Origin of the sequence: Aminobacter sp. Y103A (assembly GCF_030294925.1) — a bacterium.
Classification (GTDB): Bacteria; Pseudomonadota; Alphaproteobacteria; order Rhizobiales; family Rhizobiaceae; genus Aminobacter; species Aminobacter ciceronei.
This window is the reverse complement of sequence record NZ_AP017986.1, coordinates 5,060,775-5,086,904: the sequence shown is the minus strand read 5'-3', so window position 1 is coordinate 5,086,904 and position 26,130 is coordinate 5,060,775. Positions and strand designations below refer to the sequence as shown.

The 26,130-nt window shown below is 63.3% G+C and carries 27 protein-coding genes and 1 other RNA gene; 13 read left to right on the top strand and 15 right to left on the bottom strand.

All coding sequences use genetic code 11. From position 1 onward, the window contains the following. The first annotated feature begins 5 nt into the window (after positions 1–5). The gene (locus tag Amn_RS24990) at positions 6–1,658 is read left to right on the top strand and encodes an FAD-binding dehydrogenase (protein ID WP_067956867.1); all 1,653 of its coding nucleotides are present in this window, start codon (positions 6–8) and stop codon (positions 1,656–1,658) included. On the opposite strand, the gene Amn_RS24985 is transcribed toward Amn_RS24990, so the two are convergent. After that, a complete protein-coding gene (locus tag Amn_RS24985) occupies positions 1,655–2,149 on the bottom strand; it encodes a helix-turn-helix transcriptional regulator (RefSeq protein WP_067956871.1) in 495 nt (164 codons plus the stop codon). The genes Amn_RS24990 and Amn_RS24985 overlap by 4 nt on opposite strands. Before the next feature lie 695 nt (positions 2,150–2,844). On the opposite strand from Amn_RS24985, the gene Amn_RS24980 reads away from it, so the two are divergent. Beyond that, positions 2,845–5,781 (top strand): autotransporter outer membrane beta-barrel domain-containing protein, encoded by a 2,937-nt coding sequence (locus Amn_RS24980; RefSeq protein ID WP_246340719.1) that lies wholly within the window; start codon positions 2,845–2,847, stop codon positions 5,779–5,781. A 102-nt stretch (positions 5,782–5,883) separates the two neighbouring features. Further along, entirely contained in the window at positions 5,884–6,573 is a 690-nt protein-coding gene (locus Amn_RS24975) for a nitroreductase family protein (RefSeq protein ID WP_286292977.1), read from the top strand. 4 nt (positions 6,574–6,577) lie between these two features. Here the strand turns inward: Amn_RS24975 and Amn_RS24970 are convergent, their stop codons facing one another. Further along, the gene (locus tag Amn_RS24970) at positions 6,578–8,383 is read right to left on the bottom strand and encodes an ABC transporter transmembrane domain-containing protein (RefSeq protein WP_067956880.1); all 1,806 of its coding nucleotides are present in this window, start codon (positions 8,381–8,383) and stop codon (positions 6,578–6,580) included. A 188-nt stretch (positions 8,384–8,571) separates the two neighbouring features. On the opposite strand from Amn_RS24970, the gene rpmE reads away from it, so the two are divergent. Together rpmE and Amn_RS24960 are read left to right on the top strand one after the other, a co-directional pair. Continuing rightward, complete coding sequence (gene rpmE / locus Amn_RS24965; RefSeq protein ID WP_067956883.1) at positions 8,572–8,793, top strand: 50S ribosomal protein L31; 222 nt, start codon at positions 8,572–8,574, stop codon at positions 8,791–8,793. Positions 8,794–8,829: 36 nt separating this feature from the next. Further along, complete coding sequence (locus Amn_RS24960) at positions 8,830–9,393, top strand: hypothetical protein (protein WP_246340609.1); 564 nt, start codon at positions 8,830–8,832, stop codon at positions 9,391–9,393. A 27-nt stretch (positions 9,394–9,420) separates the two neighbouring features. On the opposite strand, the gene Amn_RS24955 is transcribed toward Amn_RS24960, so the two are convergent. Then, the gene (locus tag Amn_RS24955) at positions 9,421–10,047 is read right to left on the bottom strand and encodes a TetR/AcrR family transcriptional regulator (protein ID WP_286292971.1); all 627 of its coding nucleotides are present in this window, start codon (positions 10,045–10,047) and stop codon (positions 9,421–9,423) included. 99 nt (positions 10,048–10,146) lie between these two features. On the opposite strand from Amn_RS24955, the gene Amn_RS24950 reads away from it, so the two are divergent. Both Amn_RS24950 and Amn_RS24945 read left to right on the top strand, forming a co-directional pair. Further along, positions 10,147–10,992 (top strand): NmrA family NAD(P)-binding protein, encoded by an 846-nt coding sequence (locus Amn_RS24950; RefSeq protein WP_286292969.1) that lies wholly within the window; start codon positions 10,147–10,149, stop codon positions 10,990–10,992. Then, positions 10,989–11,474, top strand: a complete 486-nt coding sequence (locus Amn_RS24945; RefSeq protein WP_263005848.1) for an anthrone oxygenase family protein — start codon at positions 10,989–10,991, stop codon at positions 11,472–11,474. The genes Amn_RS24950 and Amn_RS24945 overlap by 4 nt, the downstream gene beginning before the upstream one ends. A 34-nt stretch (positions 11,475–11,508) precedes the next feature. Here the strand turns inward: Amn_RS24945 and Amn_RS24940 are convergent, their stop codons facing one another. The 4 genes from Amn_RS24940 to Amn_RS24925 form a co-directional block, all read right to left on the bottom strand. Further along, positions 11,509–12,585: a D-alanine--D-alanine ligase family protein gene (locus Amn_RS24940; RefSeq protein ID WP_286292962.1), complete on the bottom strand. Its 1,077-nt coding sequence runs from the start codon at positions 12,583–12,585 to the stop codon at positions 11,509–11,511. 133 nt (positions 12,586–12,718) lie between these two features. Further along, positions 12,719–13,030, bottom strand: a complete 312-nt coding sequence (locus Amn_RS24935) for an Rdx family protein (protein WP_286292959.1) — start codon at positions 13,028–13,030, stop codon at positions 12,719–12,721. Between the two features lie 236 nt (positions 13,031–13,266). Further along, positions 13,267–14,621 (bottom strand): IS3 family transposase gene (locus Amn_RS24930; protein WP_502874740.1). Its coding sequence is split into 2 segments (ribosomal slippage): positions 13,267–14,142 and positions 14,145–14,621, totalling 1,353 coding nucleotides; the frame shifts between segments, so codons are not numbered across the junction. Between the two features lie 66 nt (positions 14,622–14,687). Beyond that, a complete protein-coding gene (locus tag Amn_RS24925; RefSeq protein ID WP_115730462.1) occupies positions 14,688–15,437 on the bottom strand; it encodes a YebC/PmpR family DNA-binding transcriptional regulator in 750 nt (249 codons plus the stop codon). A 165-nt stretch (positions 15,438–15,602) separates the two neighbouring features. Between Amn_RS24925 and Amn_RS24920 the strand changes: the two genes are divergently transcribed. Further along, positions 15,603–16,409 carry an MBL fold metallo-hydrolase gene (locus Amn_RS24920; RefSeq protein ID WP_286292955.1) on the top strand — a complete coding sequence of 269 codons (807 nt, stop codon included), beginning with the start codon at positions 15,603–15,605 and terminating at the stop codon, positions 16,407–16,409. Positions 16,410–16,418: 9 nt separating this feature from the next. On the opposite strand, the gene Amn_RS24915 is transcribed toward Amn_RS24920, so the two are convergent. Further along, positions 16,419–17,870, bottom strand: a complete 1,452-nt coding sequence (locus Amn_RS24915; RefSeq protein WP_286292952.1) for a GGDEF domain-containing protein — start codon at positions 17,868–17,870, stop codon at positions 16,419–16,421. Positions 17,871–18,032: 162 nt separating this feature from the next. Next, on the bottom strand, positions 18,033–18,737 hold the full coding sequence (locus Amn_RS24910; protein WP_286292950.1) for a glutathione S-transferase family protein: 705 nt from the start codon (positions 18,735–18,737) through the stop codon (positions 18,033–18,035). A gap of 128 nt (positions 18,738–18,865) precedes the next feature. On the opposite strand from Amn_RS24910, the gene Amn_RS24905 reads away from it, so the two are divergent. Continuing rightward, on the top strand, positions 18,866–19,210 hold the full coding sequence (locus tag Amn_RS24905; RefSeq protein ID WP_286292948.1) for a winged helix-turn-helix transcriptional regulator: 345 nt from the start codon (positions 18,866–18,868) through the stop codon (positions 19,208–19,210). A gap of 32 nt (positions 19,211–19,242) precedes the next feature. On the opposite strand, the gene Amn_RS24900 is transcribed toward Amn_RS24905, so the two are convergent. Further along, complete coding sequence (locus Amn_RS24900) at positions 19,243–19,566, bottom strand: ArsR/SmtB family transcription factor (RefSeq protein ID WP_067956912.1); 324 nt, start codon at positions 19,564–19,566, stop codon at positions 19,243–19,245. A gap of 50 nt (positions 19,567–19,616) precedes the next feature. Here Amn_RS24900 and Amn_RS24895 point away from each other — a divergent pair, with 50 nt between their 5' ends. Further along, positions 19,617–20,102, top strand: a complete 486-nt coding sequence (locus Amn_RS24895; RefSeq protein WP_286292946.1) for an SRPBCC domain-containing protein — start codon at positions 19,617–19,619, stop codon at positions 20,100–20,102. An 11-nt stretch (positions 20,103–20,113) separates the two neighbouring features. Further along, complete coding sequence (locus tag Amn_RS24890) at positions 20,114–20,476, top strand: VOC family protein (protein ID WP_286292944.1); 363 nt, start codon at positions 20,114–20,116, stop codon at positions 20,474–20,476. Positions 20,477–20,521: 45 nt separating this feature from the next. On the opposite strand, the gene Amn_RS24885 is transcribed toward Amn_RS24890, so the two are convergent. From Amn_RS24885 to ssrS, 5 genes are all read right to left on the bottom strand, one after another. Beyond that, positions 20,522–21,232 carry a DNA helicase gene (locus Amn_RS24885; RefSeq protein WP_286292941.1) on the bottom strand — a complete coding sequence of 237 codons (711 nt, stop codon included), beginning with the start codon at positions 21,230–21,232 and terminating at the stop codon, positions 20,522–20,524. Positions 21,233–21,450: 218 nt separating this feature from the next. Then, entirely contained in the window at positions 21,451–22,209 is a 759-nt protein-coding gene (locus Amn_RS24880) for a TerC family protein (RefSeq protein ID WP_154387227.1), read from the bottom strand. A 162-nt stretch (positions 22,210–22,371) separates the two neighbouring features. Then, positions 22,372–23,196 (bottom strand): TIGR00282 family metallophosphoesterase, encoded by an 825-nt coding sequence (locus tag Amn_RS24875; RefSeq protein ID WP_286292938.1) that lies wholly within the window; start codon positions 23,194–23,196, stop codon positions 22,372–22,374. A gap of 87 nt (positions 23,197–23,283) precedes the next feature. After that, the gene (locus Amn_RS24870; RefSeq protein ID WP_286292934.1) at positions 23,284–23,868 is read right to left on the bottom strand and encodes a 5-formyltetrahydrofolate cyclo-ligase; all 585 of its coding nucleotides are present in this window, start codon (positions 23,866–23,868) and stop codon (positions 23,284–23,286) included. A 121-nt stretch (positions 23,869–23,989) separates the two neighbouring features. Continuing rightward, a non-coding RNA gene (gene ssrS / locus Amn_RS24865) (6S RNA) lies at positions 23,990–24,145 on the bottom strand. Positions 24,146–24,388: 243 nt separating this feature from the next. Between ssrS and Amn_RS24860 the strand changes: the two genes are divergently transcribed. Both Amn_RS24860 and Amn_RS24855 read left to right on the top strand, forming a co-directional pair. Continuing rightward, a complete protein-coding gene (locus Amn_RS24860) occupies positions 24,389–25,228 on the top strand; it encodes an AAA family ATPase (RefSeq protein WP_154387228.1) in 840 nt (279 codons plus the stop codon). Between the two features lie 427 nt (positions 25,229–25,655). Beyond that, positions 25,656–26,102: a GNAT family N-acetyltransferase gene (locus Amn_RS24855; protein WP_286292929.1), complete on the top strand. Its 447-nt coding sequence runs from the start codon at positions 25,656–25,658 to the stop codon at positions 26,100–26,102. Positions 26,103–26,130: the final 28 nt, after the last annotated feature.

Here is a 26,130-nt window from a genome sequence, read left to right as displayed (position 1 = left end):
GGCAGTTGGCTGACCAGGCGGATGCGATCGTTGTCGGTGGCGGACTTGCCGGTCTGGTTGCCGCGGCAGAGCTGGCCGATGCCGGCAAGCGGGTCATCATGCTCGAGCAGGAGAGCGAGAACTCGCTCGGCGGCCAGGCGTTCTGGTCGCTCGGCGGGCTGTTCTTCGTCGACAGTCCCGAACAGCGCCGCATGCGCATCAAGGACAGCCGCGAGCTCGCCTTGCAGGACTGGATGGGATCGGCGCAATTCGACCGGCCAGAAGATCATTGGCCGCGCAAGGTGGCCGAAGCCTTCATCGATTTCTCTGCCGGCGAGATGCGGCCGTGGCTGCATGCCCAGGGCATGCGCTGGTTTCCCGTCGTTGGTTGGGCCGAGCGTGGCGGCGCGCTGGCGCATGGCCACGGCAATTCGGTGCCGCGTTTCCATGTCACCTGGGGCACCGGCCCGGGCGTGCTCGAACCGTTTGTCCGTCGTGTCCGCGATCATGCTGCGGCGGGCCGGATCGCGCTGAAATTCCGTCATCAGGCCAGCCGGCTGATCAAGACCCATGGTGCAATGTCCGGTGTCGCCGGCGAAATCCTGGAGTCGTCTGCCGTCGAGCGTGGCCAGCAATCCGGCCGCAAGGTGACAGGCGATTTCGAATTCCATGCCGACGCCGTCATCGTTACCTCGGGCGGCATCGGCGGCAATCACGACCTCGTTCGAACGGCTTGGCCGACCGACAGGCTCGGGCCGGCGCCCAAGAAGATGGTCGCCGGCGTGCCGCACCATGTCGACGGCCGCATGGTCGCGATCACTGAAGCCGCCGGCGGCGCGGTCATCAACCGCGACCGCATGTGGCACTACACAGAGGGCCTGACCAACTGGAACCCGATCTGGCCCAACCACGGCATCCGCATCCTGCCGGGGCCGTCGTCGCTGTGGTTCGACGCGCTGGGCGAGCGGCTGGAAGCGCCGTTCCTGCCTGGCTTCGACACGCTCGGCACACTCCGGCGCATCCTGTCCGCCGGCCACGAATACTCCTGGTTTGTGCTGACCCAGAAGATCATCAAGAAGGAGTTCGCGCTGTCCGGCTCGGAGCAGAACCCGGACCTGACCTCCAAGCGCTGGATCGAGGTGCTGAAGAGCCGCCGCGCCAAGGGCGCGCCGCCGTCGGTCGAGGCTTTCAAGCAGCATGGCGAGGATTTTGTCGTCCGCGACAATCTCCGTGATCTTGTGGCCGGCATGAATGTGCTCGCCGGCAACGACCTCATCGACCATAACCGACTGCATGCCCAGATCGCAGCGCGCGACCGCGAGATCGACAATCCCTACTCCAAGGACGCCCAGGTCACCGCCATCCATGGCGCCAGGCGTTATCTCGGCGACCGGCTGGTGCGGACGGCAAAGCCGCACAAGATCCTCGATCCCGCCAACGGCCCGCTGATCGCCGTCCGCCTCAATGTGCTCACCCGCAAGACGCTGGGCGGGCTGCACACCAATCTGAATGGTCAGGTGCTCGGTGCCAATGGCGAGCCTATTCTCGGCCTCTATGCTGCCGGCGAGGTCGCCGGCTTCGGCGGCGGTGGCTATCACGGCTACAACGCGCTCGAAGGCACCTTCCTCGGCGGTTGCATATTCTCCGGCCGCAACGCCGGCCGGCACGCGGCGCGCTAGCCGTTTTCGGACCTGTCGCGGTCCAGCTCGCGCATCTCGCGCGGCGTCATGCCGTAGCGATTGCGGAACATGCGGTTGAAGTTGGAGGGATCGAGGAAGCCACAGCTGGAAGCGATCTGGGCGACGCTGAGGTCGAGCGCCGGGCTCAGCGTCAGCATGCGCCGCGATCGTTCGAGCCGCGCTGTCCAGATGGCAGGCGCGACGGACTCGGCCTGTCCCGAGAATGCGCGATAAAGCTCGGAACGCGAGCATCCACCGCGGGCGGCAACGCACCCCGGCGACGGCTCCGCATCCATGTGGCGCTGGTCGATGATCGTCCGCGCCGCGGCCAAAATATCCCCCGGCAGCAGGCTTTCCTCCTCTTCGGCGGCTTGGCGCAGGCGGGGGGCGCTGCGGTATCGACCGCGGCCTCGCGCCCGATAGCTGAGAAGCTGCGCATGCGTCTTGCCACGGCCTATGTCGGCCAGATCGGCAACAGTACGCGTGACCACGGGGCCAGGGCCACCTTGGCGGTGAAGTTTTGAGCCATGGTGCCCGCTGGAGCCGCGTGGCCCTAATCTGTCAAATGCCGGTTTCCGGAATTAGACCCAAAAATGGCGCGGGACGAAATCTTCCCAACCACGGTGTTGTCGCTTAGGTGTGGCTCATCATTTAGGGGCCTGCCTGAGGGATAAGCTCCCCTCCCGACGGCAGGTGGGGAGCAAGCAGTGCCTGCCATTTTTTCCAGAACGCGCGCTCTTTCGGGTGTGCCACTTTTTGCCCTGTGCGGTTCGCTCCAGCCTGCCTGGGCCGATCGGTGGTCCCTGGGTGGTCAGGACATCACTGATGACCTTCTCATCTGTTCGTTCGAGGGCATTTGAGGCGTGGTGTATATCGAGGGAGTAGAACAGTCGCAAATGCCTGCTGCCCCATTTGGCATTTGCTGGCGCATTTCACTTGCATGCGCGAGTCGTCTCGAAACGTCGGTGAGTGGAGTTGGCGGTTGTACGGGTTGAAGCAAGTTTAATGCTTCATACCTAATATTCTCTGTTGCTGAATAAGCTTGGCTGTTCTAAGCAAAATCTATTGTTGAGTTTTGGGTGGAGATTGGGGTCTCCGCACAATGCCTTTGCCCGGTTTGGGCGTGCATATAAGTGGTGGGGATATCATGCCTTTTTTTGACCGCAGCTCTGCTGCGCGGACTCATTTGGAATCGGCTCAAGCCAACAGGACCTCTTCCAGCCAACCCTCGAACCGACCAATCGCCCGTCTCGCCGCCTTGCGGTCCGGCACGGCGCTGGCGACGCTCGCGGCCGTGGCGGTTGTGCTCGGCGCTGCGTCGCCGGTCCTTGCAGACCAGTATTGGGATGGTGCCGACATCGTTGCCAATGGTGCCGTCAATGGAGGTGCCGGCACATGGGTTGCTGGCAGCACCAACTGGACCGACGTCACCGGCACAACAAACCAGCAATGGGTTGGTGGCACAGCGGTGTTCGGCGGCACTGGTGGAGGGGTAAACGTCCAGGGGCACCAGAATTTCGATACACTTCGTTTCACGGCCAGCGGCTACAGGCTTACGGCTACTGCTTCCGACTCGCTTACCTTGGCGCCGGCAATCGGCTCGGCGACGATAAATGTGGGTCCTGGAGTTTCCGCCGAGATCGGCATGGTCATCAAAGGGTCAGCCGGGCTCGACATTGTCGGCGGCGGTACGCTGAAGCTCAGCGATTGGGTCAACACCTATACAGGCGCCACCACGATCGGCTCCGGTACGACACTCCAGATGGTTGGCAGCAGCAGCAGCATCAGCGCCTCCAGCGGATTGACGGTCGACGGTACGTTCGACATCTCGAACAAGGGTGGCGGCGTCAGCATCAAGGCGTTGACGGGCAGCGGTCTGGTCAAGCTCGCTGACAAGATTCTCAACATCACAGCGGCCAGCGGCACCTTTTCCGGCGTGATCGATGGCAGCGCTGGCATCAGCATCGATGGCGGGACACAGATTTTCACCGGCAACAACATCTTTACCGGAAGCACGGCCATCTCCAGCGGCGCAACGTTGCAGCTGGGATCTGGTGGCACGTCAGGTTCTCTTGCCGGCGCGGTCAACAATCACGGTACGCTGGTCTTCAATCGCTCCGACGACCTCGTTGTTGCCGGCCAGATCAATAGCGCAGGCTCGTTCCAGCATATTGGCGGTGGCAAGTTGACCCTTACCGGCGCTGGCAACAGCGGCAGCGGCACGGCCACCGTGCTGATCTCTAACGGCGGTACACTCCAGTTCGGTGACGGCGGGGCGAGCGGTTGGTTGGGTGGGACCGATGGCAAGATCACCATCGACGCTGGCAGCAAGCTGATTTCCAACATGTCCAATGGCCTGGGCTACCTGCCGCAGAACGTTAAGCTTGCCGGCGCGGGGCAGTTCTTCAAGCAGGGATCGGGCACCATCACATTAAGGGGCGACAGTTCCGCATTCGCCGGCGAAACCTTCGTCAACACCGGCATGCTGAATGTCGGTTACAAGGGCATTGGTACGCTGGCTGGGCCAGTCTCCGTTGACTCCGGCGCTCGGTTCGGCGGCAGCGGCACGGTTGTCGGCAACGTGACAATCGCATCAGGTGCAGCGCATGCTGTGGGCGACAAGGCGAACCCGGCTACAACGGGCCTCGTCCATACCCAGACCGTCAACGGCGACTACGTCAATCACGGCATCCTCGAGATCGAGGCGACGCCGACGACAGCCGACAAGCTGACGGTCAACGGTACGGTCGACATATCGGGTGCGACGCTCAATCTGGTACTGACACCCAACGACCCGAGCGCGGCCGGAGGCTGGGATCCGCTCAACGGGCCGTTCACGATCATCGCCAATGATGGCGGTGACGCCGTCACCGGAACCTTCGCCTCGGTCGGTAATCTCAACAACCTGCTCTTCCTCAATCATCTTATCAGCTACACCGGTGGCGACGGCAATGACGTAACGCTGGCGCTCAGCCGCAACGACCTGTCGGTCGAGGAGGTCGCCCAGTCGCCGAACCAGTCGGCCGTCGCGGGTGCCGTCGACACTCTGCCGAGTGGCAATCCGGTGCGCTCGGCCTTGCTGATGTCGACGGACGAGGACGAGGCACGCGACGCGCTCGATCAGCTTGCCGGTGACGTGCATGCTTCGGTCAGCGGCGGCACGACGCAGACGAGCCAGTTCCTCGGCGAGTTCGCCAACGACCGCGTGCGCTCGGCCTTCGGCGATGTCGCGGCACCCGACCTGCCCGTCATGGGCTATGGCGAGGGCGGTCTCGAACTTGTCGCCGCCGATACCGACCGCTTCGTCGTCTGGGGCCAGGCGCTGGGCAATTGGGGTTCGTTCGACGGCAACGGCAATTCGGGCGGTTTCAAGCACGCGAGCGGCGGCCTCGTCGCCGGCGGCGACACCATCGTCGGCGACGGCTGGCGTCTCGGCCTGCTCGGCGGTTACAGCCGCACCAGCTTCGACACGGATGGCGGCGCCGCCTCGGGCGACAGCGACAACTTCCATGTCGGTGTCTATGGCGGCCGTCACTTCGGCGCCGTCGCGCTGCGCGCTGGGGCGTCCTACACCAGGCACGCGATCGACACGAGCCGCACTGTCTCGTTCCCCGGTCTCACCGAAACGCTCAAGGCCAGCTACGATGCCGGCACGGCGCAGGCCTTCGTCGAAACGGGCTACAAGGTCGAGATGGGCCGCGTCGCCTTCGAGCCTTTCGCCGGCCTTGCCTATGTCTCGACCTCGACCGACGGCTTCACTGAAACCGGCGGCGCGGCGGCGCTGACCAGCACCGACAAGAGCTTCGACAGCACCACGACCACGCTCGGCCTGCGCGCCGCAAGCGACTTCAACCTTGGTGACGCCAAGGCGACGGTGCGGGGCGGCCTCGGCTGGCGCCATGCCTTCGGCGACGTCACGCCTGCCTCGACAGTCGCCTTCGCAGGCGGCGGCGACAGCTTCACCGTCCATGGCGCGCCGATCGCCCGCGATGCACTGTTGATCGAAGCCGGTCTCGACTTCGCCGTCTCGCCCAAGGCCAATCTGGCCCTCAGCTACAACGGCCAGCTCGCCAGCGGCGCCCGCGATCACGGCGTCAAGGCAAGCCTCGGCGTCAAATTCTAGTCGTGGAACAAGGCGACGCCGCTCCAGGCGTCGCCAATCCCCGTTGACGCGGGCAATGGCATTCGAGATTGTCGCCGCAATCGACAATCCTGGGGAGCAACCATGACCGTCTCAACCGCACACACCTACCGCACGCTGCCGCTGCCCGACTACAAGGAAAAGCCGGTCGAGGAGATGCGCGCCGGCGCAAAGTCGTTCTACGACGAGATCCGCACGCGCCACACCGTGCGCGATTTTTCCTCGCGGCCGGTGCCGCGCGACATCATCGAAACCTGCATCATGGCTGCCGGAACAGCACCCAACGGCGCCAATCACCAGCCTTGGCATTTCGCCGTCATCGGCGACGCCGACATCAAGCGCCAGATTCGCGAAGCGGCCGAGATCGAGGAGCGTGCTTTCTACGAGGGCCGCGCCGGCGAGGAGTGGCTGAAGGCGCTGGCGCCGCTCGGTACCGATGCCTCCAAGCCCTTCCTGGAAGAGGCGCCCTGGCTGATCTGCATCTTCGGCGAGCGCAAGAGCCGCTCGGCCGACGGTGTCTCGCGCAAGAACTACTACGTGCCCGAATCGGTCAGCATCGCCACCGGCTTCCTGATCGCCGCGCTGCACCGCGCTGGCCTGGCGACGCTGACACACACGCCGAACCCAATGAGCTTCCTCAACCAGATCTGCGGCCGCGACCCGCAGGACAAGCCTTACATCCTGATGGTCGTCGGCTATCCCAAGGAGGGCGCCACCATCCCCGTGCATGCCACGGAGAAGCGTCCGCTGTCGGAGATCGCGACCTTCCTGTGAGGCGTTATTCCGCGGCGCCCTGGAAGGCGCTGGCGCCGGTGTCGAATTGCAGCTTGGCGAGGCGGGCATAGATGCCACCCTTTGCGACGAGGCTGGCATGGGTGCCTTCCTCGACAATGCGGCCGCCATCCATGACCAGGATGCGATCGGCCTTCAGCACGGTTGCCAGCCGGTGTGCGATGACGATAGTGGTGCGCCCCTGCATCAGGTGCTCGAGCGCCGTCTGGACCTGCCGCTCGCTGTCGGCGTCGAGCGCCGATGTCGCCTCGTCGAGCAACAGGATAGGCGCGTCGCGCAGGATGGCGCGGGCAATGGCGATGCGCTGGCGCTGACCGCCGGAGAGCGTGACGCCGCGTTCGCCGACTTCGGTGTCATAGCCGTCCTGCAGCTTCTCGATGAACTCGACGGCGAGCGCGGCCTCGGCTGCCTTGACGATGTCGGCCTGCGAAGCACCGGGCCGGCCGAAGCCGATGTTCTCGCCTGCCGTGCTGGCAAAGATCGTCACGTCCTGCGGCACGATGGCAATGCGGTCGCGCACGGCCTGCGGGTCGGCCTTCTGGAGGTCGACCCCGTCGATCAGCACAGCGCCGGCTTCGGGATCGTAGAAGCGCAGCAGAAGCGAAAACACCGTGCTCTTGCCGGCTCCCGACGGGCCGACGATGGCGACAGTCTCGCCCGGTTTCACGGTGAAGCTCAGGCCGCGCACGGCGGCGCGGTCGGGCCTGACCGGATAGGAGAAGGTGACGTCGCGGAATTCGATCGCGCCGCTGCTCCTTGCTGGCAGGGCGACGGGGGCTGCCGGTGTCGCGACGGTGGGCTTTTCGGCGAGGATCTCGGTGATGCGTTCGGCAGCACCTGCGGCCGAACTGAGTTCGCCCCACACTTCCGACAGCGCCCCGAGCGCGCCCGCGGCGAACACCGAATAAAGCAGGAACTGGCCGAGCGTGCCGGGTGACAGCGTGCCCTCAAGCACGTCGCGCGAACCGAACCACAACACGGCGACGACCGAGGCGAAGATGGTGAAGATGGCAAAAAAGGTCAGCACGGCGCGGGCCAGCACCGAGGCGCGGGCGGCGTTGAAGGCGGTCTCGACGGCGGCAGCGAATCGGCCCGTCACCAGCTTTTCGTTGGTGAAGGCCTGCAGCGTGCGGATGGCGCCGATCTGTTCGCTGGCAAAGGCCGTGGCGTTGGCAAGCGTGTCCTGCGCCAGCCGCGACTTGCGCCGCACCGAGCGACCGAAGGCGACCAAAGGCAGCACGATCAACGGGATCGCGGCGATGACAAGGCCCGACAGTTTCGGGCTCGTCACCACCATCATGGCGAGCGCGCCCAGGCCGAGGATGATGTTGCGCAGGGCGACGGAGGCGGTGGCACCGACGGCCGACTTGATCTGGGTCGTGTCGGCGGCCAGCCGCGACACGATCTCGCCCGACATCGCCGTGTCGAAGAAGGCTGGCGAGAGCGAGGTGACGTGCGAAAAGACGTCGCGGCGGATGTCGGAGACGACACGCTCGCCGAGCGTGATGACGAAATAGTAGCGGCAGGCAGAGGCCAGCGCGAGCAGTGCAGCGATCGCCACCAGCATGGCGAAATATTTGGCAATGAAGCTCGAATCGGCGGAGGAGAAGCCGTGGTCGATCATCCGGCGCACGGCGATCGGCAGGGTCAGCGTGGTGACGGCGGCGGCGACAAGCGAAATGATGGCGCCGATGACCAGCCTGGGATAGCGGTAGAGGTAGGGCGAAAGCCTGCTCAGCGGGCGGAGCGAACGTCGGCGCTGTTCATTGGCGGCCGTTGTTGTGTTCGCCATGTCAATTCCCTCTCGGCCGCGGGCCATTTGCCGGCTGCGCGGCCTTGTGATTCGAAATCGGCTGATGTATAGGCACGCCGACCGTTTCTGAAGCCGTGGCCTATCTAGCCGTGGCTTCGAATTTTCGAAAGAGGCGCATCGCCGCAGGATACCTGCGCAAGCCGCGCCGCGACAGCAGGAACAGAGCGATGAAAGCCGATATCCATCCCGACTACCACACCATCAAGGTCGTCATGACCAATGGCACCGAATACCTGACCCGCTCCACCTGGGGCAAGGAAGGCGATACGATGAACCTCGATATCGACCCGACCACGCACCCGGCCTGGACCGGCGGCCAGCACAACCTGCTCGACCGCGGCGGCCGTCTGTCGAAGTTCAAGAAGCGCTACGAAGGCCTCGGCATCTAAGCCGACCCGCTTCCAAGAATATAAGAACCCGCCTTCATGGCGGGTTTTTTGTTGCCGGCGGACGGGATATTCATCTCGCTTCACGGGGTGAACGTCATGCTGAAGTCGAGTGATGAACGATGGTCTCGCCTGACTGGCGGATACAAAGTCGCTTATGACGCCCGTCAAGCCTTCGCTGCACTTTCCAGGAACTACCGCGACAGCGCCGCCTGGGAGGAACTTCTGAATGAGCTGCATCATCAGGGGGATGTCGGGGAGGCGTCCTACGCAGCTATTCCTGAGCTTGTCGGCATCTCTGCCCAACACCGTCCTGCACACTGGGCGCTTTACGGTCTGGCGGCAACGGTCGAGGAAGCGCGGCTGGTCTTTCCACGAAATCCACCGGTTCCCGAATGGCTGGAACGCGACTATGCCGAGGCATGGCAACGTCTCTTTGAGTTCGCCTTGCGCGACTTGGGGACCGAGTCGGAGCCAACGATCGTGACCTGCGCGCTGGCCGTCGTCGCGTTGCACCGCAAGCAGTTGTCACTGGGACGCCTTGCTCTTTGTGACGACGATGAACGAACCGAAATGCTTCAGCACCAGTTCGGCGCGGTCTAGTCGCAGTTCCACCAGCGTCTTCTCAGGCTAGGTCGCCCCGATCTCCCGCAGTGCCATCGCCTTGTAGTCGGCCACCAGCGTGTCGCCTTCGGCGCGGTCGACCGAAATCGCCAGCCGCATCGTGGCCTCGCCCAGCGACATGATTAGGAACGCCTTGCGCTCTATGCCGGCAGCATCTGAAGCGGGCGCGACCCGCTGCCACGCCTTTGCCAGCAGCGCGCCATTGGCCCTGGAATCGCGCAGGTCGATGTCGCGCAGCGCCTTGTCGGCCTGGGTGCCCGACCAGATGTCGCGCATCACCGGTTCAGCGAGGAAGATGCCGTAATAGACGTCGATCAGCCCGCCGAAGGCGTTGATCAGCCCCTTCATGTCGTCCACGCCCGCCAGCCCGTTTGAAATGCAGGCGCGGCCTTCGGCGTTGTAGCGCTCGGCCAGGGTGCGGATGATCGCGCCCTTGTCGGGAAAGTACTGGTAGAGCGAGCCGATCGACACGCTGGCGCGTTCGGCCACCTCGCCCATGCGCATGGCGTCGCTGCCGCCTTCCGAGATGAGCGCGCTCGCAGCCTGCAGCATGCGCTCGACGCGCTCCTGGCTGCGCTTCTGGCTCGGCGCGCGCCGCAGCGCCTGGCCCGAACTGTCTTCGATCGCTTCCATGGTTCTTCCGCCCGCTGCGAATCCGCTTGACCGCCATAATATGAGGGTTTATCACATTTGCAAATGTGAGGACTACTCACGTTAACGAAGGAGGCCAAGATGACCGCATTTCAGCATGACCTGAAGCCCATTCTCATCCTTGGCGGCACCGGCAAGACCGGCCGCCGCATTGCCGAACAGCTTGCGCAGCGCAATCTGCCTGTTCGTATCGGTTCGCGCGGCGCCATCGCCTCCTTCGACTGGGAGAACCGCGCCAGCTGGGCAGGCGCAGTCGAGGGCGCCTGTGCCGTCTACATCTCCTACTATCCCGACCTCGCGGTCCCCGGCGCTGCCGAAGCCATCGGTGCCTTCGCCGACCTCGCCGTCGGCATTGGTGTCAAGCGCCTGGTGCTTCTGTCCGGTCGCGGCGAACCCGAGGCGCAGCGCGCGGAGGAAAGGGTCCAGCAATCCGGCGCCGACTGGACGATCCTGCGCTGCAGCTGGTTCATGCAGAACTTCAGCGAGAGCTTCCTGCTCGACGCCGTGATGGCGGGAGAGGTGGCCTTGCCGGTGGGGGCTGTCGGAGAGCCCTTCATCGATGCCGACGACATCGCCGACGTCGCGGTCGCAGCCTTCACGGACAACCGCCACATCGGTCAGCTCTATGAACTTACCGGTCCGCGGCTGCTGACCTTCGCCGAGGCCATCGCAGAAATCGCCACGGTCGCCGGCCGCGACATCCGCTTCGTCGAGATCGGCGCCGCAGACTTCAAGGCCGGCCTCGCTGCAGCGCAACTGCCAAGGGACTTCGTCGAACTCCTGATGATGCTGTTCACCGAGGTTCTCGATGGCCGCAATGAGCATGTTGTGGACGACGTCAGCCGCGCGCTCGGCCGCGCCGCGCGCGACTTCACAGACTATGCCAAGAATGCCGCCGCAGCCGGCATCTGGGCAGAAGCACAATGATCGCGCCCGTTTTCACCGCACTCGTCTTCGCCGCCATGCTCGGCACCGGCATCGCCGCCGGCCTGTTCTTCATCTTCTCCAACACCATCATGGCGTCGTTCGCGCGCCTGCCGGCAGCGCAAGGCATTGCCGCCATGCAGCAGATCAACGTCACCATCATCAACCCGCTGTTCATGCTTGTGTTCATGGGGCTCGTGGTGCTGTCGCTGGTCCTCGGCGCCAAGGCGATTTTCGGCTGGGCCGAGGCCGGCTCGGCCTGGCTGCTCGCCGGCAGCGTCGCCTACCTGGTCGGATGCTTCCTGGTGACGATGGTGTTCAACGTGCCGCTCAACGATGCGCTCGCCGCCGTCGATCCGGCAAGTGCCGAGGGTGCCGCGATATGGGCTCGCTATCTCAACGAGTGGCTGCCGTGGAACCATGCCCGTACGGTCGCCTGCGTGGTGTCACTGGCGTCGTTCGCCATGGCTTTCCGTGCCGCATGAACAAGAAGGCCGGGGTTGACCCGGCCTTTCAGTCTCAGGCTTGGCGCTTCCAGCGCGCCACGGCGTGTTCGATCAGCTTTCCGACCAGATCGGGGTAGGGCACGCCGGAGGCTGCCATGGTCTTCGGATACATGCTTATGTTGGTGAAGCCGGGGATGGTGTTGACCTCGTTGACCAGCGCCGACCCGTCCGCCTTCACAAAGAAGTCGACGCGCGCCATGCTTTCGCAGCCGAGCGCCAGGAAGACGCTGCGCGCAACCTCCTGCAGCCTGGCCGTGGCCGTCTCTGGCAGTTCCGCCGGGATGCGCAAGGCAGCGCCGTCGGCATCGATGTACTTGGCTTCATAGGTGTAGAAGCCATGGCTCGCAGCCGGCGCGATTTCGCCCGGCACGGAGACGGAGAGCGATCCATCAGGCGCCTCGAGCACGGCGAACTCGACCTCACGGCCGTCGACGAACTCCTCGATCAGCACCTTGCGGTCATATCTGAAGGCCTCGGCCAGCGCCTTGTCCAACTGTTCCGCCGTCTCGGCCTTGCTGACGCCGACGGATGAGCCCTGCCGCGCCGGCTTGACGAAAACAGGCAGGCCCAGCTCGGCCTTGATGGCGTCGAACGCGGGACGGTCCCCGAAATGCACGGTCACGCCACGCGCCACCGGCACCCCAGCCTCTCTCATCAGTCTTTTGGCGACGTCCTTGTCCATGGCGTTGGCGGAGCCGAGCACGCCCGAGCCGACATAAGGAATGTCGGCCACCTCGGCCAAACCCTGGACCGCGCCGTCCTCGCCGAACGGGCCATGCAGCACCGGAAACAGCACGTCGACCCTGGGCAGTTCGAACGGCGCCGCGCCGGCTGGCAGGGCGATCAGCCGCCCTTTGCCGCCCGGAACCAGCGCCACCTCGGCGCTACCGGTGGGCACGTCCTCGGGCAGTGCGCCGTCGCTGTCGAGCTCGGCCAGGAACCAGCGGCCGTCCCGGGCGACGCCGACAGGCACGACCTCGTATCTGGACGCGTCGATCGCCTTGACGACGTTGCTTGCCGACATGAGCGAGACGTCGTGCTCGGAGGAGCGTCCGCCGAAAAGAACTGCGATGCGTGGTTTGGTGGTCATGGGTGCTTTCCGCTCTGCCGCCGGGTTCGCGCCATGCCACGGCGCGATGTCCTGCTTGCTCAGCAATTCCAACTTATCTGTGGCGCCGTCCAGGGCGCTGCGTGCTTGCGCGATTTTCGCCGTGGGCAGACGTTCACGCCTGGTCCTTGGCCTTGTGACCTTTCCTGTCGGAATGGCCGAGATCGCGCTCGGGGTCGATGATGTCGCGCACCAGCTGTTTCAGCTTGGCCGCATCGGGGAAGCCGCCATCGCGCTTACGGTCCCAGACCAGCGTGTCATTGCAGGTGATGGTAAAGGCGCCGCCCGTGCCCGGTACCAGCGTCACCTCGCCAAGCTCGGTGCCGAATGTCGACAACAGCTCCTGCGCCATCCAGCCGGCACGAAGCAACCACATGCACTGGGTGCAGTAGGTGATGCGGATCTGGGGCAAGGGCGAGTCGGTCATTCGCAACCCGGTGCTGTGTTGTGCGTCTTACGAGACCCGCTTCGCGGGCACCTCAAGACGAGAGAGGTTCGTGCCATCCGCCCATTGTTCGATGTCGGGCAACGGGCAGCGTTGTCATGCCGTACGCCTACGGGCCTCATTCTGAAAGCGCCGCAGAGCGGGCTCCGACCACGCTGGGCAAAAGGCGTCAAACGAAAACGCCCCGGCTTTGAACTGACCCCGTAAAGTTGGACGGTTCATTGAGCTGGTAGATTTAAGGGCTGGGTCCTGTATTGCACAGGGGCCAGCCCTTTCAGTTTCAGTTTGATGCGGCGGTGGTTGTAATAGTCGATGTAGCGCTCGATGGCCTTATCGAGGCTTTGGACAGTTTCGAACCTTTCCGGGTGGAAGAGCTCGGACTTGAGCGTGGCGAAGAAGCTCTCCATCGGTGCGTTGTCGAGGCAATTGCCTTTGCGTGACATGCTTTGTGCAAGGCCTCTGGTTTCCAGCCTGCGCTGGAATGCCGACATCTGGTACTGCCATCCCTGATCGGAATGCAGGGTCGGCCGTTCGTCCTCATTGAGCCGGGCGAAGGCTTTTGTCAGCATATTGTCCACCAGTTTGAAGCGCGAGCGGCGCGCCGTCTCGAAGGCGACGATCTCGCCATTGTAGAGGTCCATGATGGGAGACAGGTAGAGCTTGTCGCCGGCCACGCTGAACTCCGTCACGTCGGTCACCCATTTGCAGTTGGCGCGGTCGGCGCTGAACTTGCGCTGCAACAGATCGGGAGCGGTCCGCCCAACCTCGCCCCTGTAGGAACGATACTTCTTCGGCCTGACCAGTGACTTCAATCCCATCCCGGCCATCAGGCTCTGGACGGTCTTGTGATTGACGCGCTGACCCAACTGACGCAGTTGCGCGGTCACCCGGCGATAGCCGTAGCGGCCCTTGTGGCTGTCGAAGATGGCCTTGATCGCCTCCTTCAGCGCCACATGGCGGTCCGGGCGCGAGGCTGCCTTTTGCCTGTAATAGAACGTGCTGCGCGGCAGCTTCGCCAGATCGAGCAGGCCCTCAAGCGGATGCAACGGCCTTAACGCCTGGACGGCTTGTGCTTTTTGGGCACGTGTCCCTGCGTTAAGGCCTCCAGTTTTTTTAGGTAGGCGTTCTCCATCCGAAGTTGCTTCAGTTCGGCCAGCAGTTCTTCCCGGCTTTTGGCTTCGTCACTGGGTGCAACAGGCACTGCGGGGGCCGGCGGCTTCGACATGGGGCGTCCTCCGGGACGTGGGCCGAGTGCCTCTATCCCACCCGCATGATAGCGCTTCTCCCAGCCCGCCAGGCAACTGGCATTGCGGATATTGAACAACGCCGCCGTCTGGCGATACGACAGACCTTCTCGCCACATCCGCTCGAGCACTGACAGCTTGAACGTCGCGTCGTAATGATCGTATTTGCCCGACAGTCCCGCCCAGCCATGCGCCTGGTAAAAAGCCACCCACTTGCGGACAGTCGCCGCGTCAACTCCACGCTTCGACGCCGCACTCGCGTAGCTTTCATCCCCGCACAAATAGCTATCGACAACCGAGCGCTTGAAACGCGCACTGTGTTTGGACATGCAAAACCCCCGAAGGTTGTGTCCAACTTTCGGGGGTCAGTTCACTTTGCCGGGGCGTTACTAAAATCAAGCCGCGCTGAGCTTGGCCAGCGTCGCTTCGTCGACTTCGAAGTTGGCGTAGACGTTCTGCACGTCGTCGTCGTCTTCGAGCGTGCCGACGAGCTTCATCAGCGACTGGGCGCGCTCTTCGTCGACGGGGATGTTGTTCTGCGGCTTCCAGATGATCTTCACCGACTCGGCGTCGCCGAGCGAGCTTTCGAGCGCCTTGGACACTTCGCTGAGGTTTTCGAAAGCGCAGGTGATGGTGTGGCCGTCTTCGTCCGACTGCACGTCATCGGCGCCGGCTTCGATGGCCGCGTCCATCACCTTGTCGGCGTCGCCGGCGCCTGCCGGATAGACGATTTCACCGACGCGGTCCCACATGAACGACACCGAACCTGTTTCGCCCAGCGCGCCGCCGGCCTTGGTGAAGGCCGCGCGCACGTTGGAGGCCGAACGGTTGCGGTTGTCGGTCAGCGCCTCGACGATCAGCGCCACGCCACCGGGGCCATAGCCTTCGTAGCGCACTTCTTCGTAGTTCTCGGCGTCGCCCATGGAGGCCTTGGAGATCGCGCGGGCGATGTTGTCCTTGGGCATCGACACCGCCTTGGCGTTCTGGACGGCAAGGCGCAGGCGCGGGTTCATCGAGGGGTCGGGCACGCCGGTCTTTGCTGCAACGGTGATTTCGCGTGCAAGCTTGGAGAACATCTTGGACCGCACCGCGTCCTGGCGGCCCTTGCGGTGCATGATGTTCTTGAACTGTGAATGGCCGGCCATGGGACCCCTGTTTGTCGCTTCGGCAGTGTTTGAATGGGCCGCCTTATAGATAAATCGGCTCAATACGTCCAGACTTCAGGGCTTCCCGGTCCTCGCGAAAACGTGACTCCGTACGTCACGCCGCTGCTGGGATAGTGCGTTTCGCCACGAACGCCCGAGAGCGCCATGCCCCTTCGCCTGTTCGCCGCCTGTCTTGCCACCCTGCTTTTGGCGTCGATCCCTGCATTGGCGGCGGACGATCCGGTGCCGAGCAAATGCATGGCCATCGCGCAGGCGTTGCCAGACGTCACCTATGCCAGTTTTTTTCAGGCCCAGACGTTCGTCGATGGCGACGTCACCATCACCTATGCCGGGCACTCGACCTATGTCATCGAGACGCCGGGCGGCGTCCGCATCGCCACCGATTACAGCGGCATTTACGGTTCAGATCCGTTGCCGCGCATCGTCACCATGAACAAGGCACACCGCACCCACTACACCGACATGCCGGGCCAGGGCATCGACCATGTCCTGCGCGGCTGGAACCCCGAGGGCGGGCCGGCCAGGCATGCGCTGGTCGTCGACGATGTCTATGTCCGCAACGTGCCGACCGACATCAGGCGCTTTGGCGAGATGGAGCGCGACGGCAACTCGATCTTCATCTTCGAGGTCGCCGGCCTGTGCATCGGCCATCTCGGTCATCTGCATCACCGGCTCGAGGACGCACATTATGGCGCCATCGGCCGGCTCGACGTCGTCATGGTGCCGATCGACGGCGGCATGACCTTGTCGATCGATGCGATGACCGAGATCACGACCAGGCTCTATTCGTCGATGATCTTGCCGATGCACCGGCATTCCACCCCGATTGGCGAGTTCACCGGCATGATGGGTGATGGTTTTGCCGTCGAGTTCCGCAACAGCCGCTCGCTCACGGTGTCGCTCCGGTCGCTGCCGGCGCGGCCAACCATCGTCATTCTCGACGGTGTCTGACGTCAGCGTTCAGTTCAAGGTCGGCGCTGTTGCCTCGGCCTGCAGTGCGCCGACCCGAACCATGTTGCGTCCGGCTTCCTTGGCTTCGTAGAGCGCGCGGTCGGCGGCCAGCATCATGTCGTCGAAATCGGTGTGTTCCCCCGGCGCGCGCGTCGCCACACCGATACTGACGGTGGCCCACACCTCGCCGCCCGACGGCATCTTGATCGCCCGCATTTCAAGTGCCTGGCGGATGCGCTCGGCGACTGAGGTTGCCGCGATCATGTCGAGGCCCGGCAGCACCACGGCGAACTCTTCGCCACCCATGCGGCCGAACAGGTCGGCCGGGCGCAGCAGACGGGAGATCAGGACGACAAATTCCTTCAGCATCGCGTCGCCGCCGGCATGGCCGAAGCGGTCGTTGATGTTCTTGAAGTGATCGATGTCGAGCATCAGCAGCGCCGTGCCTTGGTCCCGGTTCGCTTGCAGGCAGGCTTCGCTTCGCTCGATGAAGGCACCGCGTGACAGCGCGCCGGTCAGCGAGTCGTGGTTGGCTGCACGCGACAGTCGTTCGATCAGCTCGACGCGGGCGGCGTTGATGCTGGCAACCGTCAGAGGGCACAGCGCCATCAGGGCGATGCCGAGCCGCAGCGAGTCAAGCGAGCGCAACGGATCGGGAAGTTCCGGCAACGGGATGAGGTTTGCCGGGATCGAGATCAGCAGCCACGTGCACAGCAGCATGGTCAGCACCGAGGTGGTGAATGTCCTGTAGGTCAGCGAGCACCACAGCAGGGCAGGGATGGGCATCGCCAACGCGCCTGGCCCGCCCAGTATGACGGCAAGCCCCACCGAAGCCACCAGCACCAGCGCTGGCAAGGCATGCTGGAAGAGTGCTGGCGAAAGCTTGACCGGCCAATGTTCACGCAGCCTGCGGAAGCCGGGGAAGGTCAGCAGCACCGGAAGGATGATCAGGCTGTTGACCAGCTCGGTAATGAACCAGAAGGTGATGCCGCTGAAGAAGTCCTTGCCAAACAAAAGCCGTGCCGCGCCGCCGCCGGCGATGGAGGCGGCCAGTGCCACCGCGCAGCAGATGGCGAAGAGGTGCAGCACCGAAGACGGCCGCTGCAGCCAGCGGTCGCTCTCCGGCACCAGCCGGAACAAAAGGTACCCGGTCAGCGCACCGGTGATGTTGGCGATCGTCAGCCACAGCGTGACGAAGAAGTTTCCGCCCGTTGAAAGGTCAGCAACGATGTAGCCGACGAAGGCGGCGAGCCAGCCCAAAGGTTTGGCATAGCTGGGATTGCGCACCATCATGCCGAGCAGGATGGCGTTCGCCGGCCAGACCGCGGCGAGGAAGCCGACCGGCCGCGTCAGTATGCCGAAGAACGATGCGAGGAAGACGATGCCGGCAACGATCAGAGCAATCGCAAGTTGCGGTTCAGTGTTTGGCCTGAAAGGCAGTTCCCGGGTGGCAGTCAGCATTCCCCGTCCGTATGCAAATTCCTGTTCGGATTGTTGGCCAACAAGCCTTTATCCGAGCTTAATAAGTTCCTTCTGATGTACATTGAGATGCTGGCCACGTCCAAGCATTTCGCTGGCCGCGTTGACGCCTCCGCAACCGATGGGTGCGAGAGGCGTGACAGGTCAAGCGGCGATGAGCAGCCCCAGTTCCTCGACCGTGGCGTGACCGCGGAACCCGCCCGATGACACGGCTTCTCGCTCGTCTTCGATGGCATGTGCGAAGATCACCGCCGGGTCGGCTTCGAGTTTTGCCATGTGCTTGTGGATGCCGGGGAACTCGCTTGCCATGTCGAACAAGTCGAGATCCGAGCCCCAGCGCGCGATGCCGATGAAGTAGGCGTCGGCCACGGTTCTGTGGTCGCCGGCCAGCCATTCGCTGTTTTCGAGCACGCGCTGCAGGAAGGCGAAGTCCATGGCTGCCTTTTCGCGCGCCATCTTGCGCAGCATGTTGCGCCCGGCGTCGTCGTCCGCGGCCAGCTTGAAGGCGTTCCAGCCATAGCCGAGATCGGAATGCAGCGTGGTGTGCAGGTAGGACAGCATCCGGTTCAGCCGATCGAATGCCTTGCTGCCCTGGGCAAAGCCGAGCCTCTTGTCGAGGCCGCGCGCGGCGATGTTGTGCAGGATCGCCAGGCTTTCGGTCAGCGTGCCGCCATCCCCGGTGACCATCGCCGGCGTCTGGCCGAGCGGGTTGACCCTGGCGAAGGTGCGGGAATGCTTGGCCGTCATGTCGATGCGGTGCAGGCGGTAGGGTTGGCCGAGCCATTCGAGTGCCACGATCGAGCCGAACGAGCAGCCATGCGGCACGCCGTAAAGGAGCACAGGTTCCATGTCATATCCTCTTGAGATCTGACCGCGGGACAGTCGCGGCGTGCCGCAGAACCTATGCATTGAACTCGTTCCAACAAGTACCTACCTTTTCGTAAGGTACTGACTTCAAAGTAAGAATTGAGGATTTCGTGGCGAAGACCCAGCCAGAAAGTTGTGGCCTCGGCCCTGCCTTCCAGGTGATCGGCGGCAAATGGAAGGCGTTGATCTTGTGGCTGGTGCACACCGAGCCGCGCCGTTTCGGCGAACTCAAGCGGCTGGTGCCCGACATCAGTGAGAAGATGCTGATCCAGCAACTGCGTGAGATGGAAGCCGATGGCCTCGTCCATCGCGAGATCTTTCATGAAGTGCCGCCGCGGGTCGAGTATTCGGCGACCCCGCTCGGCCAGTCGCTCGACGAGGCGCTCTGGCCGCTAGCGGCGTGGGGCAAGGAGCATGGCGCCGCCATCGAGACGCGCAAGGCGAAGATCGCCTGATCACTCGCTGAGATAACAGCTCGGGCCGCGCCTCAGCCTTCCAGGTCGAGCTTCAGCCGGTCGAGGATGCTCATCGCGTGGCTTGCATATTCGCTGATCCAGCGGTCGTGGATCTCTTTGATCGGCATCGAATTGAGGTGGTTCCAGCGTTCGCGGCCTTCGCGCCGGGCGACCACCAGCTCCGCCTCTTCCAGAACTTTCAGATGCTGCATCACGGTGCAGCGGTCCATGTCGTCGAAACGCTCGCACAGGGCGCCCGTCGTCAGCGCGCCATCCTTCAGCACGTCCAGCATCAATCGCCGGCGCGGATGCGCCAGAGCCTTGAAAACATTGTCATCTTTCGAATCGCTTGACATGTTATAATTTTATAACACATTGTTGCCGGGTGCAAGCACAGGAGATTCTTATGTCCTTGGGATTCAAGGTTTCGGGACGTATCGCCAAGCCCGTCCACGAGGTGTTCGACGCGGTCGTCAACCCGAAGAAGCTGAGCGGCTACTTCACCACGCTGGGTGGCGCCAGCGCGCCGCTGGTGGCCGGCACCACCGTCACCTGGTGGGGTTCGGTGCCGGTGGAGGTCGACGAGATCGAGTTGGACAAGCGCATCGTGCTGCGCTGGGACGCCGAGGCGGCCGAGGGCCAACCGGCCTACAAAACCAGGATCGAGATGGGTTTCGATGTGCTCGAGGACGGCTCGACCTTCGTCACCATCGGTGAATCAGGTTGGGTCGAGGACGCGGTCGGGCGCAAGGCGTCCTACGGCAACTGCGAGGGCTGGGCGGAAATGTTGTCGGCGATGAAGGCCTGGCTCGAATACGGCATCAACCTGCGCAAGGGTTTTTATCCCTCTGAAATGCGCGGCCAATTGCCGACGACAAGCGAACGCAAGTGAGGAGAGAGACAATGGCTACAAAGATCGAAGGCGGCATCAACATCGCCATGAAGGTGCCGAGCCACCAGTACGAGGCGACAATCGCCTTCTACCGTGACGTGGTCGGCCTCGAGGGTATCCCGGAGAAGCTGCCCGCGGTTGGCTTCAAGCTCGGCCCGAACCAGCTCTGGATCGACGAGGCCCCGACCATGAGCCAGGCTGAGGTCTGGCTGGAGCTGTTCACGCCCGATTTTGCCGGCACGCTCAAGCAACTCGGCGATGCCGGTGCGGTGCGCTGCGACCCGATCGAGCCGCTCGGCGAAACCTTCCGTGGCGGCTGGATCATGAACCCGGCCAACATCGTGCACATGGTGCGCGAACCCGACGCCTGGTGAGGCTGGAACAGTTCGGGCGGCGGGCATTCCCGCCGCCCGGTCTTGTCAAACCGAGTGGATTCGCACTTCGCCATTGGCTAGAAAGCAGGCCTTGTCGAACAGCTTGAGATCCAGCGGATTGGGCAGCCTGACGTCGCCGAGGTCGGGCATCGTCTTCGTTGCCGGGTCGTAGGAGCGGTCGATCTGCGAGATCATCACGACGATCAGCCCCTTGTCGCGCGCCAGTGCTCTCAGCGCCCGCACCTGTTCCATCAGCTTCGGATTGTCGCGCTTCTGGTCGAGCAGTTGCAGGTAATCAACCACCACCATCGTGCCGCGCGGCGCCGACGCCATGCGCCCGGCGATATGGGCCGCGCTGATGATGTCGGAGCTGTCGAGCTCAAACAGGTTGCCAAACTGCGCCCGGTCGGCGCCGATGGCGCGGAAGCGATCGAGCACTTCCTTTTCAGTGTATTCGAGCGTGAAGAAGCTGCCGCGATGGCCTGATTTCATCGCCTCGACGGCGAGTTCGAGACCCATCAGCGTCTTGCCCTGGCCGGGCCGCGCGCCGAGCAGGACCATGTCGCCGGGAGCGAGCCGTGCGAACAGTCTTGCCGCCGGGCGCACGGCAGCGGCCTTGGCGGCAAGCAGGCTCCAGCCGGCAATGCCTTCGCTGGCTGCCACCTCGTCGAGTGCCTGATGAAGTGGGATCGTCTTCGTCCTGGCCAGAAGCCTGGCCTTGCGCTTCAGCACAGGAATGGGCGCGGATAGTTTCATTGTGCGAACCTCCAGATACGAGCTGTCGTCGCAACCCCTCCTTATGCACGTGCTCGAACAGATGGTTCGGTGATTTAGGCACCCTGCACGATCAGTACTTTCCCGCTGGAGGGGGGAGGCGTGGGCCGCGCCAGAATCAGATGATAGCCCGGTTCCGGTCGGTGTGAAATCGCTGGCCGAGACGAAAACGGCGGGCTTTTGGCCCGCCGTCGTCATGTTCATCGGTGACCGCCACTTTTCCTGCGGCGGTTCCGCTGCAGCATGTTGAGGCCCTCGACCAGCGCCGAGAAGCCCATGGCGGCGTAGATGTAGCCCTTGGGCACATGATAGCCGAAACCATCGGCAATCAGCGTCATGCCGATCATCAAGAGGAAGCCGAGCGCCAGCATGACGATCGTCGGGTTCTTCTCGATGAAGGTCGCGAGCGGCGTTGCAGCCAAAAGCATCACCGTCACGGCGACGATCACGGCGATGTACATGATGCCGATCTCGTCGGTCATGCCGACAGCGGTGATGATCGAGTCGATCGAGAACACCAGGTCGAGCAGCAGGATCTGGAAGATCGCAGCGCCCATCGAAAGCTGCAGCGTACGCGACACCATCTCGTCCTTGTGGTCCTCGGGATCGACCGAGTGGTGGATTTCCTTGGTCGCCTTCCAGACCAGGAACAGGCCGCCAGCGATCAGGATCAAGTCGCGCCAGGAGAAGCCATGGCCGAAGGCCGTGAAGACGGGTGCCGTCAGCGCGACGATGAAGGAGATGGTGGCCAAAAGCACCAGGCGCATGATCAGGGCCGCCCCGATGCCGAGCCGCCGCGCCTTGGCGCGCTGGTGCTCAGGCAATTTGTTGGTCAGGATCGAGATGAAGATCAAATTGTCGATGCCGAGCACAACTTCGAGCGCGATCAGGGTCAGCAGTGCCACCCAGGCGGTCGGGTCGTTGATGAAGCCGAAATACGGCGCCAGGAATTCGATCATCTAAGTGTCCCCGTTGTTCTTCTGGATACGATGCGAGCGGCCGGCGGCCGCTCGTTCACATGCTACAGTGCCGAGACATGGTGCATCCGGATAGATGCATCATGCTCTAACATATGCTGACGTGCGGCGGGCAAGTAGGTTTCGACTGGCCCCACGTCAATGTCAGGACCAGAAGGATGGGACGGTTTCTTCGAGCCTAGGCCCGCGACGCAATGGCGCAACCCGTTCGGCGAGGCCGGTGCGGTCGGAAATGTCGACGCCGGCGCCGCAGATGGTGGCCGGGCCGTTGGCCGCCTCGAAGCGGCCCTTCGGCACCTTGGACAGGAACCGGTTGAGCGGTTCTTCCTTGTCCATGCCGAGCGAGGAGTCGTAGTCACCGCACATGCCGGCGTCGGTCAGATAGGCGGTGCCGCCATTGAGGATCTGGTGGTCGGCGGTTGGCTGGTGGGTATGCGTGCCGACAACCAGGCTGGCGCGGCCGTCGACGAAATGGGCAAAGCACATCTTCTCGCTCGTCGCCTCGGCGTGGAAGTCGATCACCACCGCATCCGCTTGTTCGCCCAATGGGCAGGCGGCCAGTTCCCGCTCGCCGGCCTGGAACGGGTCGTCGAGTTCAGGATGCATGAACACCCGGCCCATGATGTTCGAGACGAGAACGCGGGCGCCGTTCCTGGCGATGTAGAGGCCGGAGCCGCGCCCCGGCGTGCCCTTCGGGAAATTGGCCGGGCGCAAAAAGCGTTCCTCACGCGGCGCAAACGCCAGCGCCTCGCGCTGGTCCCAGACGTGATTGCCCGTCGTCACCACATCGGCGCCGGCAGCAAGCGTTTCGCGGAAAATCTCCTCGGTGATGCCGAAGCCGCCGGCGGCGTTCTCACCGTTGACGATGACAAAATCGAGCCGGAAATCAGAAATCAGGCCGGGCAGCTGATTCCACACCGCGGTGCGTCCGGCCTTGCCCACCATGTCGCCAAGAAAAAGAAGTCTCATGAAAAATGCTTCTACAGGGCCATTGCGAAATCATGCAAGTGGAGCCGGCCGAATTTGCCCGGAGCGGGTTCGCGCTGGCCGATCACCTCACGCCGGCTCGAAACGGCGCAGCCCGCTTTCCGTCAGTATTTCGGGGATGATGACGTCGTGGTTCTCGTCGGGAACGCGCTCGACCTCCTGGCAGTCGAAGGCGATGCCGATCAGCCTGGGCTCTATGCCCTTGTCCTGCAGCTTGGAGATCGCCCGGTCATAATAGCCGGCGCCATAGCCGATGCGGTGGCCGCGTTTGTCGAAAGCCGCCAGCGGCACCAGCATGATCTCAGGGTCCAGCACCGCGGCTTCCTCATGCGGCCCGACGGTGCCAAAACCCATATCGACCATCGGTGCGCCGCGCACCAGTTCGCGGAAGACGATCGTGTGGTTGTCGAGGATCGCCGGCAGGCAGAGCCGTGCACCATGCTCGCGCAGGGCAAACATCATCGGCCTGACGTCCACCTCCGATCGCATCGGCCAGAAGCCCGAGACGATCGTGCCGGGCTCGAACTGCAGATTGTCGCGCGCCGTCTCCGCCATCTCCAGCGACGCTTCGATGCGCCAGAACTGATCGAGCGCGTCGCGCCGGGCCAGCGCTTCCTTGCGCAGCTGCTTCTTGATTTCGCGATGGGAAGTCATGCCGGTGTTCGCCCGTTCTGCTGTCGTTCGCCACGTGTTTGGCACATTGGCCGTTGCACCGGCAACGCGGAAACCGACGCTTTCAGGCGTCGGGTGGGCAGGTTTTATCCTGACAGGGAGGTGACGATCCACACAACCGGTGAAGAAGTCGATCCCGGAGACCTACAAAGTAGGTGGGCGCCGTATGGAAGAACCCACGGGTCCTCCCAGGGACAGCTCCCTAAGGATCGTTAAGGCCCCGGGGAAAATGCTCTCCTGCCGGGAAGCGCAGACCGTCACCGCCAATATAGGCGCTGTGGCCGCAATGCGCCATGGCAGTGGGACGCTTCGTGCAAGGATATTTGCGGGGCTGTGGTGTGTGGAGGGGCTTTTTTCATGCTCATGCGCTTTGTTGTCTGTTCGAGCGAGAGCTCTGCCTCCTGTACCGCGGCGGCCCCGAACGCCTATCACGACGGGACGTCCCGCTTGCCCCACCGGCCACACCTCCCTAGTGTCGGCGCCGACGAATTTGGAGTTTCGCATGCGCTTTGAAGGAACGTCGGCTTATGTCGCCGACAAGGATCTGATGGTGGCGGTCAATGCGGCGATCGCGCTGGAGCGGCCGCTGCTGGTCAAGGGCGAGCCGGGTACCGGCAAGACCGAACTCGCCCGCCAGGTGGCATCCGGCCTCGGCCTTGAAATGATCGAGTGGAACGTCAAGTCCACCACCAAGGCACAGCAGGGTCTCTACGAATATGATGCCGTCTCGCGCCTGCGCGACAGCCAGCTCGGCGACGGCCGCTTCAACGACATCAAAAACTACATCAAGCGCGGCAAGCTGTGGGATGCGTTTGCCGCCGACAAAAAGGTCGTGCTTCTGATCGACGAGATCGACAAGGCCGACATCGAGTTCCCCAACGATCTGTTGCAGGAACTCGATCGCATGGAGTTCTTCGTCTACGAGACCGGCGAGACGATCAGCGCCAAGGTCAGGCCGATCGTCATCATCACCTCGAACAACGAGAAGGAGCTGCCCGACGCCTTCCTGCGCCGCTGCTTCTTCCACTACATCCGCTTCCCCGACGTCGACACGCTGCACAAAATCGTCGAGGTGCATTATCCCGGCATCAAGCAGAACCTGGTGCGCGCCGCACTGACCCAGTTCTACGAAATCCGCGAGGTTGCCGGCCTCAAGAAGAAGCCGTCGACCTCGGAAGCGCTCGACTGGATCCGCCTGTTGGTCGCCGACGATATCGCACCGGAAGACCTGCGCGCCGACCCCAAGAACGCGCTGCCCAAGCTGCATGGCGCCCTGCTCAAGAACGAGCAGGACGTGCATTTGTTCGAGCGCCTGGCATTCATGGCGAGACGGCAGGGGTGAAATTTTGGCGGCATCGTCCGGTGACCTTAGGGAAGTCGAGGTCTCGATCATTCGCTGGGTTGACGACGAACCGCAGCCGGGAATCATTGAATTCGTCTTGAGCGACCGATCTGGGCGCCAATGGCATTTCCATGAAAATGCGCAGTGATTTCGGGAGAGTTGTTGGATGCGGCCAGCGTCTTCCGAAACCCGGCACATTGCGTTGCTCGGTATTGTCTCAAGGCTGCGATCCGGAAGGACGATCAATAGCGGAAGTCGATACGTATCGACCCTGGTTTGTGGATTCTCTGGAGGGCACCAGTCGATTTGAAGTCATTTCCAGCCAACTGTTGCCCGAAAGCCAGGAGCAGCGATTTGGCAGCCCTGGACCCTTGTCCCATCAGAGATTTCTGAGGACGCTGGTGCATCCAAGGAGAGAGAGAGCTTCATGACCGACATCACCATCCGCCCGCTCGAGCTTGCCGACCACGAGGACTGGCGCCGACTGTGGACCGCTTATCTCGATTTCTACGACACGGTCCTGCCTGAAAACATCTACAAGCTCGCCTGGAAGCGCCTGTTCACCGAGGGCGAGTTCGAGCCCAAGGGGCTGATCGCTCTCGTCGACGGCAAGGCGGTCGGCCTGACGCACTATCTCTGCCACCGCTCGGGCTGGTCCGAGGCCAACAATTGCTACCTGCAGGATTTGTTCGCCGACCCGGAGGCGCGCGGCAAGGGCGTCGGCGCCGCCCTGATCGAAGCCGTGAAGCAGGAGGCCGGCAAGCTCGGCGTTACCAATGTCTACTGGATGACCCACGAGACCAACGCCACGGCGCGCAAGCTCTACGATCGCGTCGCTCGCCGCACCGGGTTCATCGAGTACGACCTGCTCTGAGGCGACAGGCAATCACTGGCCAGGACCC

Excerpts from the sequence above, each read along its gene's own strand:
- Amn_RS24915 (WP_286292952.1), bottom strand. The coding sequence starts at position 17,870 with ATGCTGACTGCCACCCGGGAACTGCCTTTCAGGCCAAACACTGAACCG.
- Amn_RS24890 (WP_286292944.1), top strand. The coding sequence starts at position 20,114 with ATGGCTACAAAGATCGAAGGCGGCATCAACATCGCCATGAAGGTGCCG.
- rpmE (WP_067956883.1), top strand. The coding sequence starts at position 8,572 with ATGAAAGCCGATATCCATCCCGACTACCACACCATCAAGGTCGTCATG.
- Amn_RS24880 (WP_154387227.1), bottom strand. The coding sequence starts at position 22,209 with ATGATCGAATTCCTGGCGCCGTATTTCGGCTTCATCAACGACCCGACC.
- Amn_RS24925 (WP_115730462.1), bottom strand. The coding sequence starts at position 15,437 with ATGGCCGGCCATTCACAGTTCAAGAACATCATGCACCGCAAGGGCCGC.
- Amn_RS24955 (WP_286292971.1), bottom strand. The coding sequence starts at position 10,047 with ATGGAAGCGATCGAAGACAGTTCGGGCCAGGCGCTGCGGCGCGCGCCG.
- Amn_RS24900 (WP_067956912.1), bottom strand. The coding sequence starts at position 19,566 with ATGTCAAGCGATTCGAAAGATGACAATGTTTTCAAGGCTCTGGCGCAT.
- Amn_RS24960 (WP_246340609.1), top strand. The coding sequence starts at position 8,830 with ATGGCGGGTTTTTTGTTGCCGGCGGACGGGATATTCATCTCGCTTCAC.
- Amn_RS24885 (WP_286292941.1), bottom strand. The coding sequence starts at position 21,232 with ATGAAACTATCCGCGCCCATTCCTGTGCTGAAGCGCAAGGCCAGGCTT.
- Amn_RS24970 (WP_067956880.1), bottom strand. The coding sequence starts at position 8,383 with ATGGCGAACACAACAACGGCCGCCAATGAACAGCGCCGACGTTCGCTC.
- Amn_RS24875 (WP_286292938.1), bottom strand. The coding sequence starts at position 23,196 with ATGAGACTTCTTTTTCTTGGCGACATGGTGGGCAAGGCCGGACGCACC.
- Amn_RS24950 (WP_286292969.1), top strand. The coding sequence starts at position 10,147 with ATGACCGCATTTCAGCATGACCTGAAGCCCATTCTCATCCTTGGCGGC.
- Amn_RS24860 (WP_154387228.1), top strand. The coding sequence starts at position 24,389 with ATGCGCTTTGAAGGAACGTCGGCTTATGTCGCCGACAAGGATCTGATG.
- Amn_RS24945 (WP_263005848.1), top strand. The coding sequence starts at position 10,989 with ATGATCGCGCCCGTTTTCACCGCACTCGTCTTCGCCGCCATGCTCGGC.
- Amn_RS24910 (WP_286292950.1), bottom strand. The coding sequence starts at position 18,737 with ATGGAACCTGTGCTCCTTTACGGCGTGCCGCATGGCTGCTCGTTCGGC.
- Amn_RS24895 (WP_286292946.1), top strand. The coding sequence starts at position 19,617 with ATGTCCTTGGGATTCAAGGTTTCGGGACGTATCGCCAAGCCCGTCCAC.
- Amn_RS24975 (WP_286292977.1), top strand. The coding sequence starts at position 5,884 with ATGACCGTCTCAACCGCACACACCTACCGCACGCTGCCGCTGCCCGAC.
- Amn_RS24855 (WP_286292929.1), top strand. The coding sequence starts at position 25,656 with ATGACCGACATCACCATCCGCCCGCTCGAGCTTGCCGACCACGAGGAC.
- Amn_RS24870 (WP_286292934.1), bottom strand. The coding sequence starts at position 23,868 with ATGACTTCCCATCGCGAAATCAAGAAGCAGCTGCGCAAGGAAGCGCTG.
- Amn_RS24920 (WP_286292955.1), top strand. The coding sequence starts at position 15,603 with ATGCCCCTTCGCCTGTTCGCCGCCTGTCTTGCCACCCTGCTTTTGGCG.
- Amn_RS24940 (WP_286292962.1), bottom strand. The coding sequence starts at position 12,585 with ATGACCACCAAACCACGCATCGCAGTTCTTTTCGGCGGACGCTCCTCC.
- Amn_RS24935 (WP_286292959.1), bottom strand. The coding sequence starts at position 13,030 with ATGACCGACTCGCCCTTGCCCCAGATCCGCATCACCTACTGCACCCAG.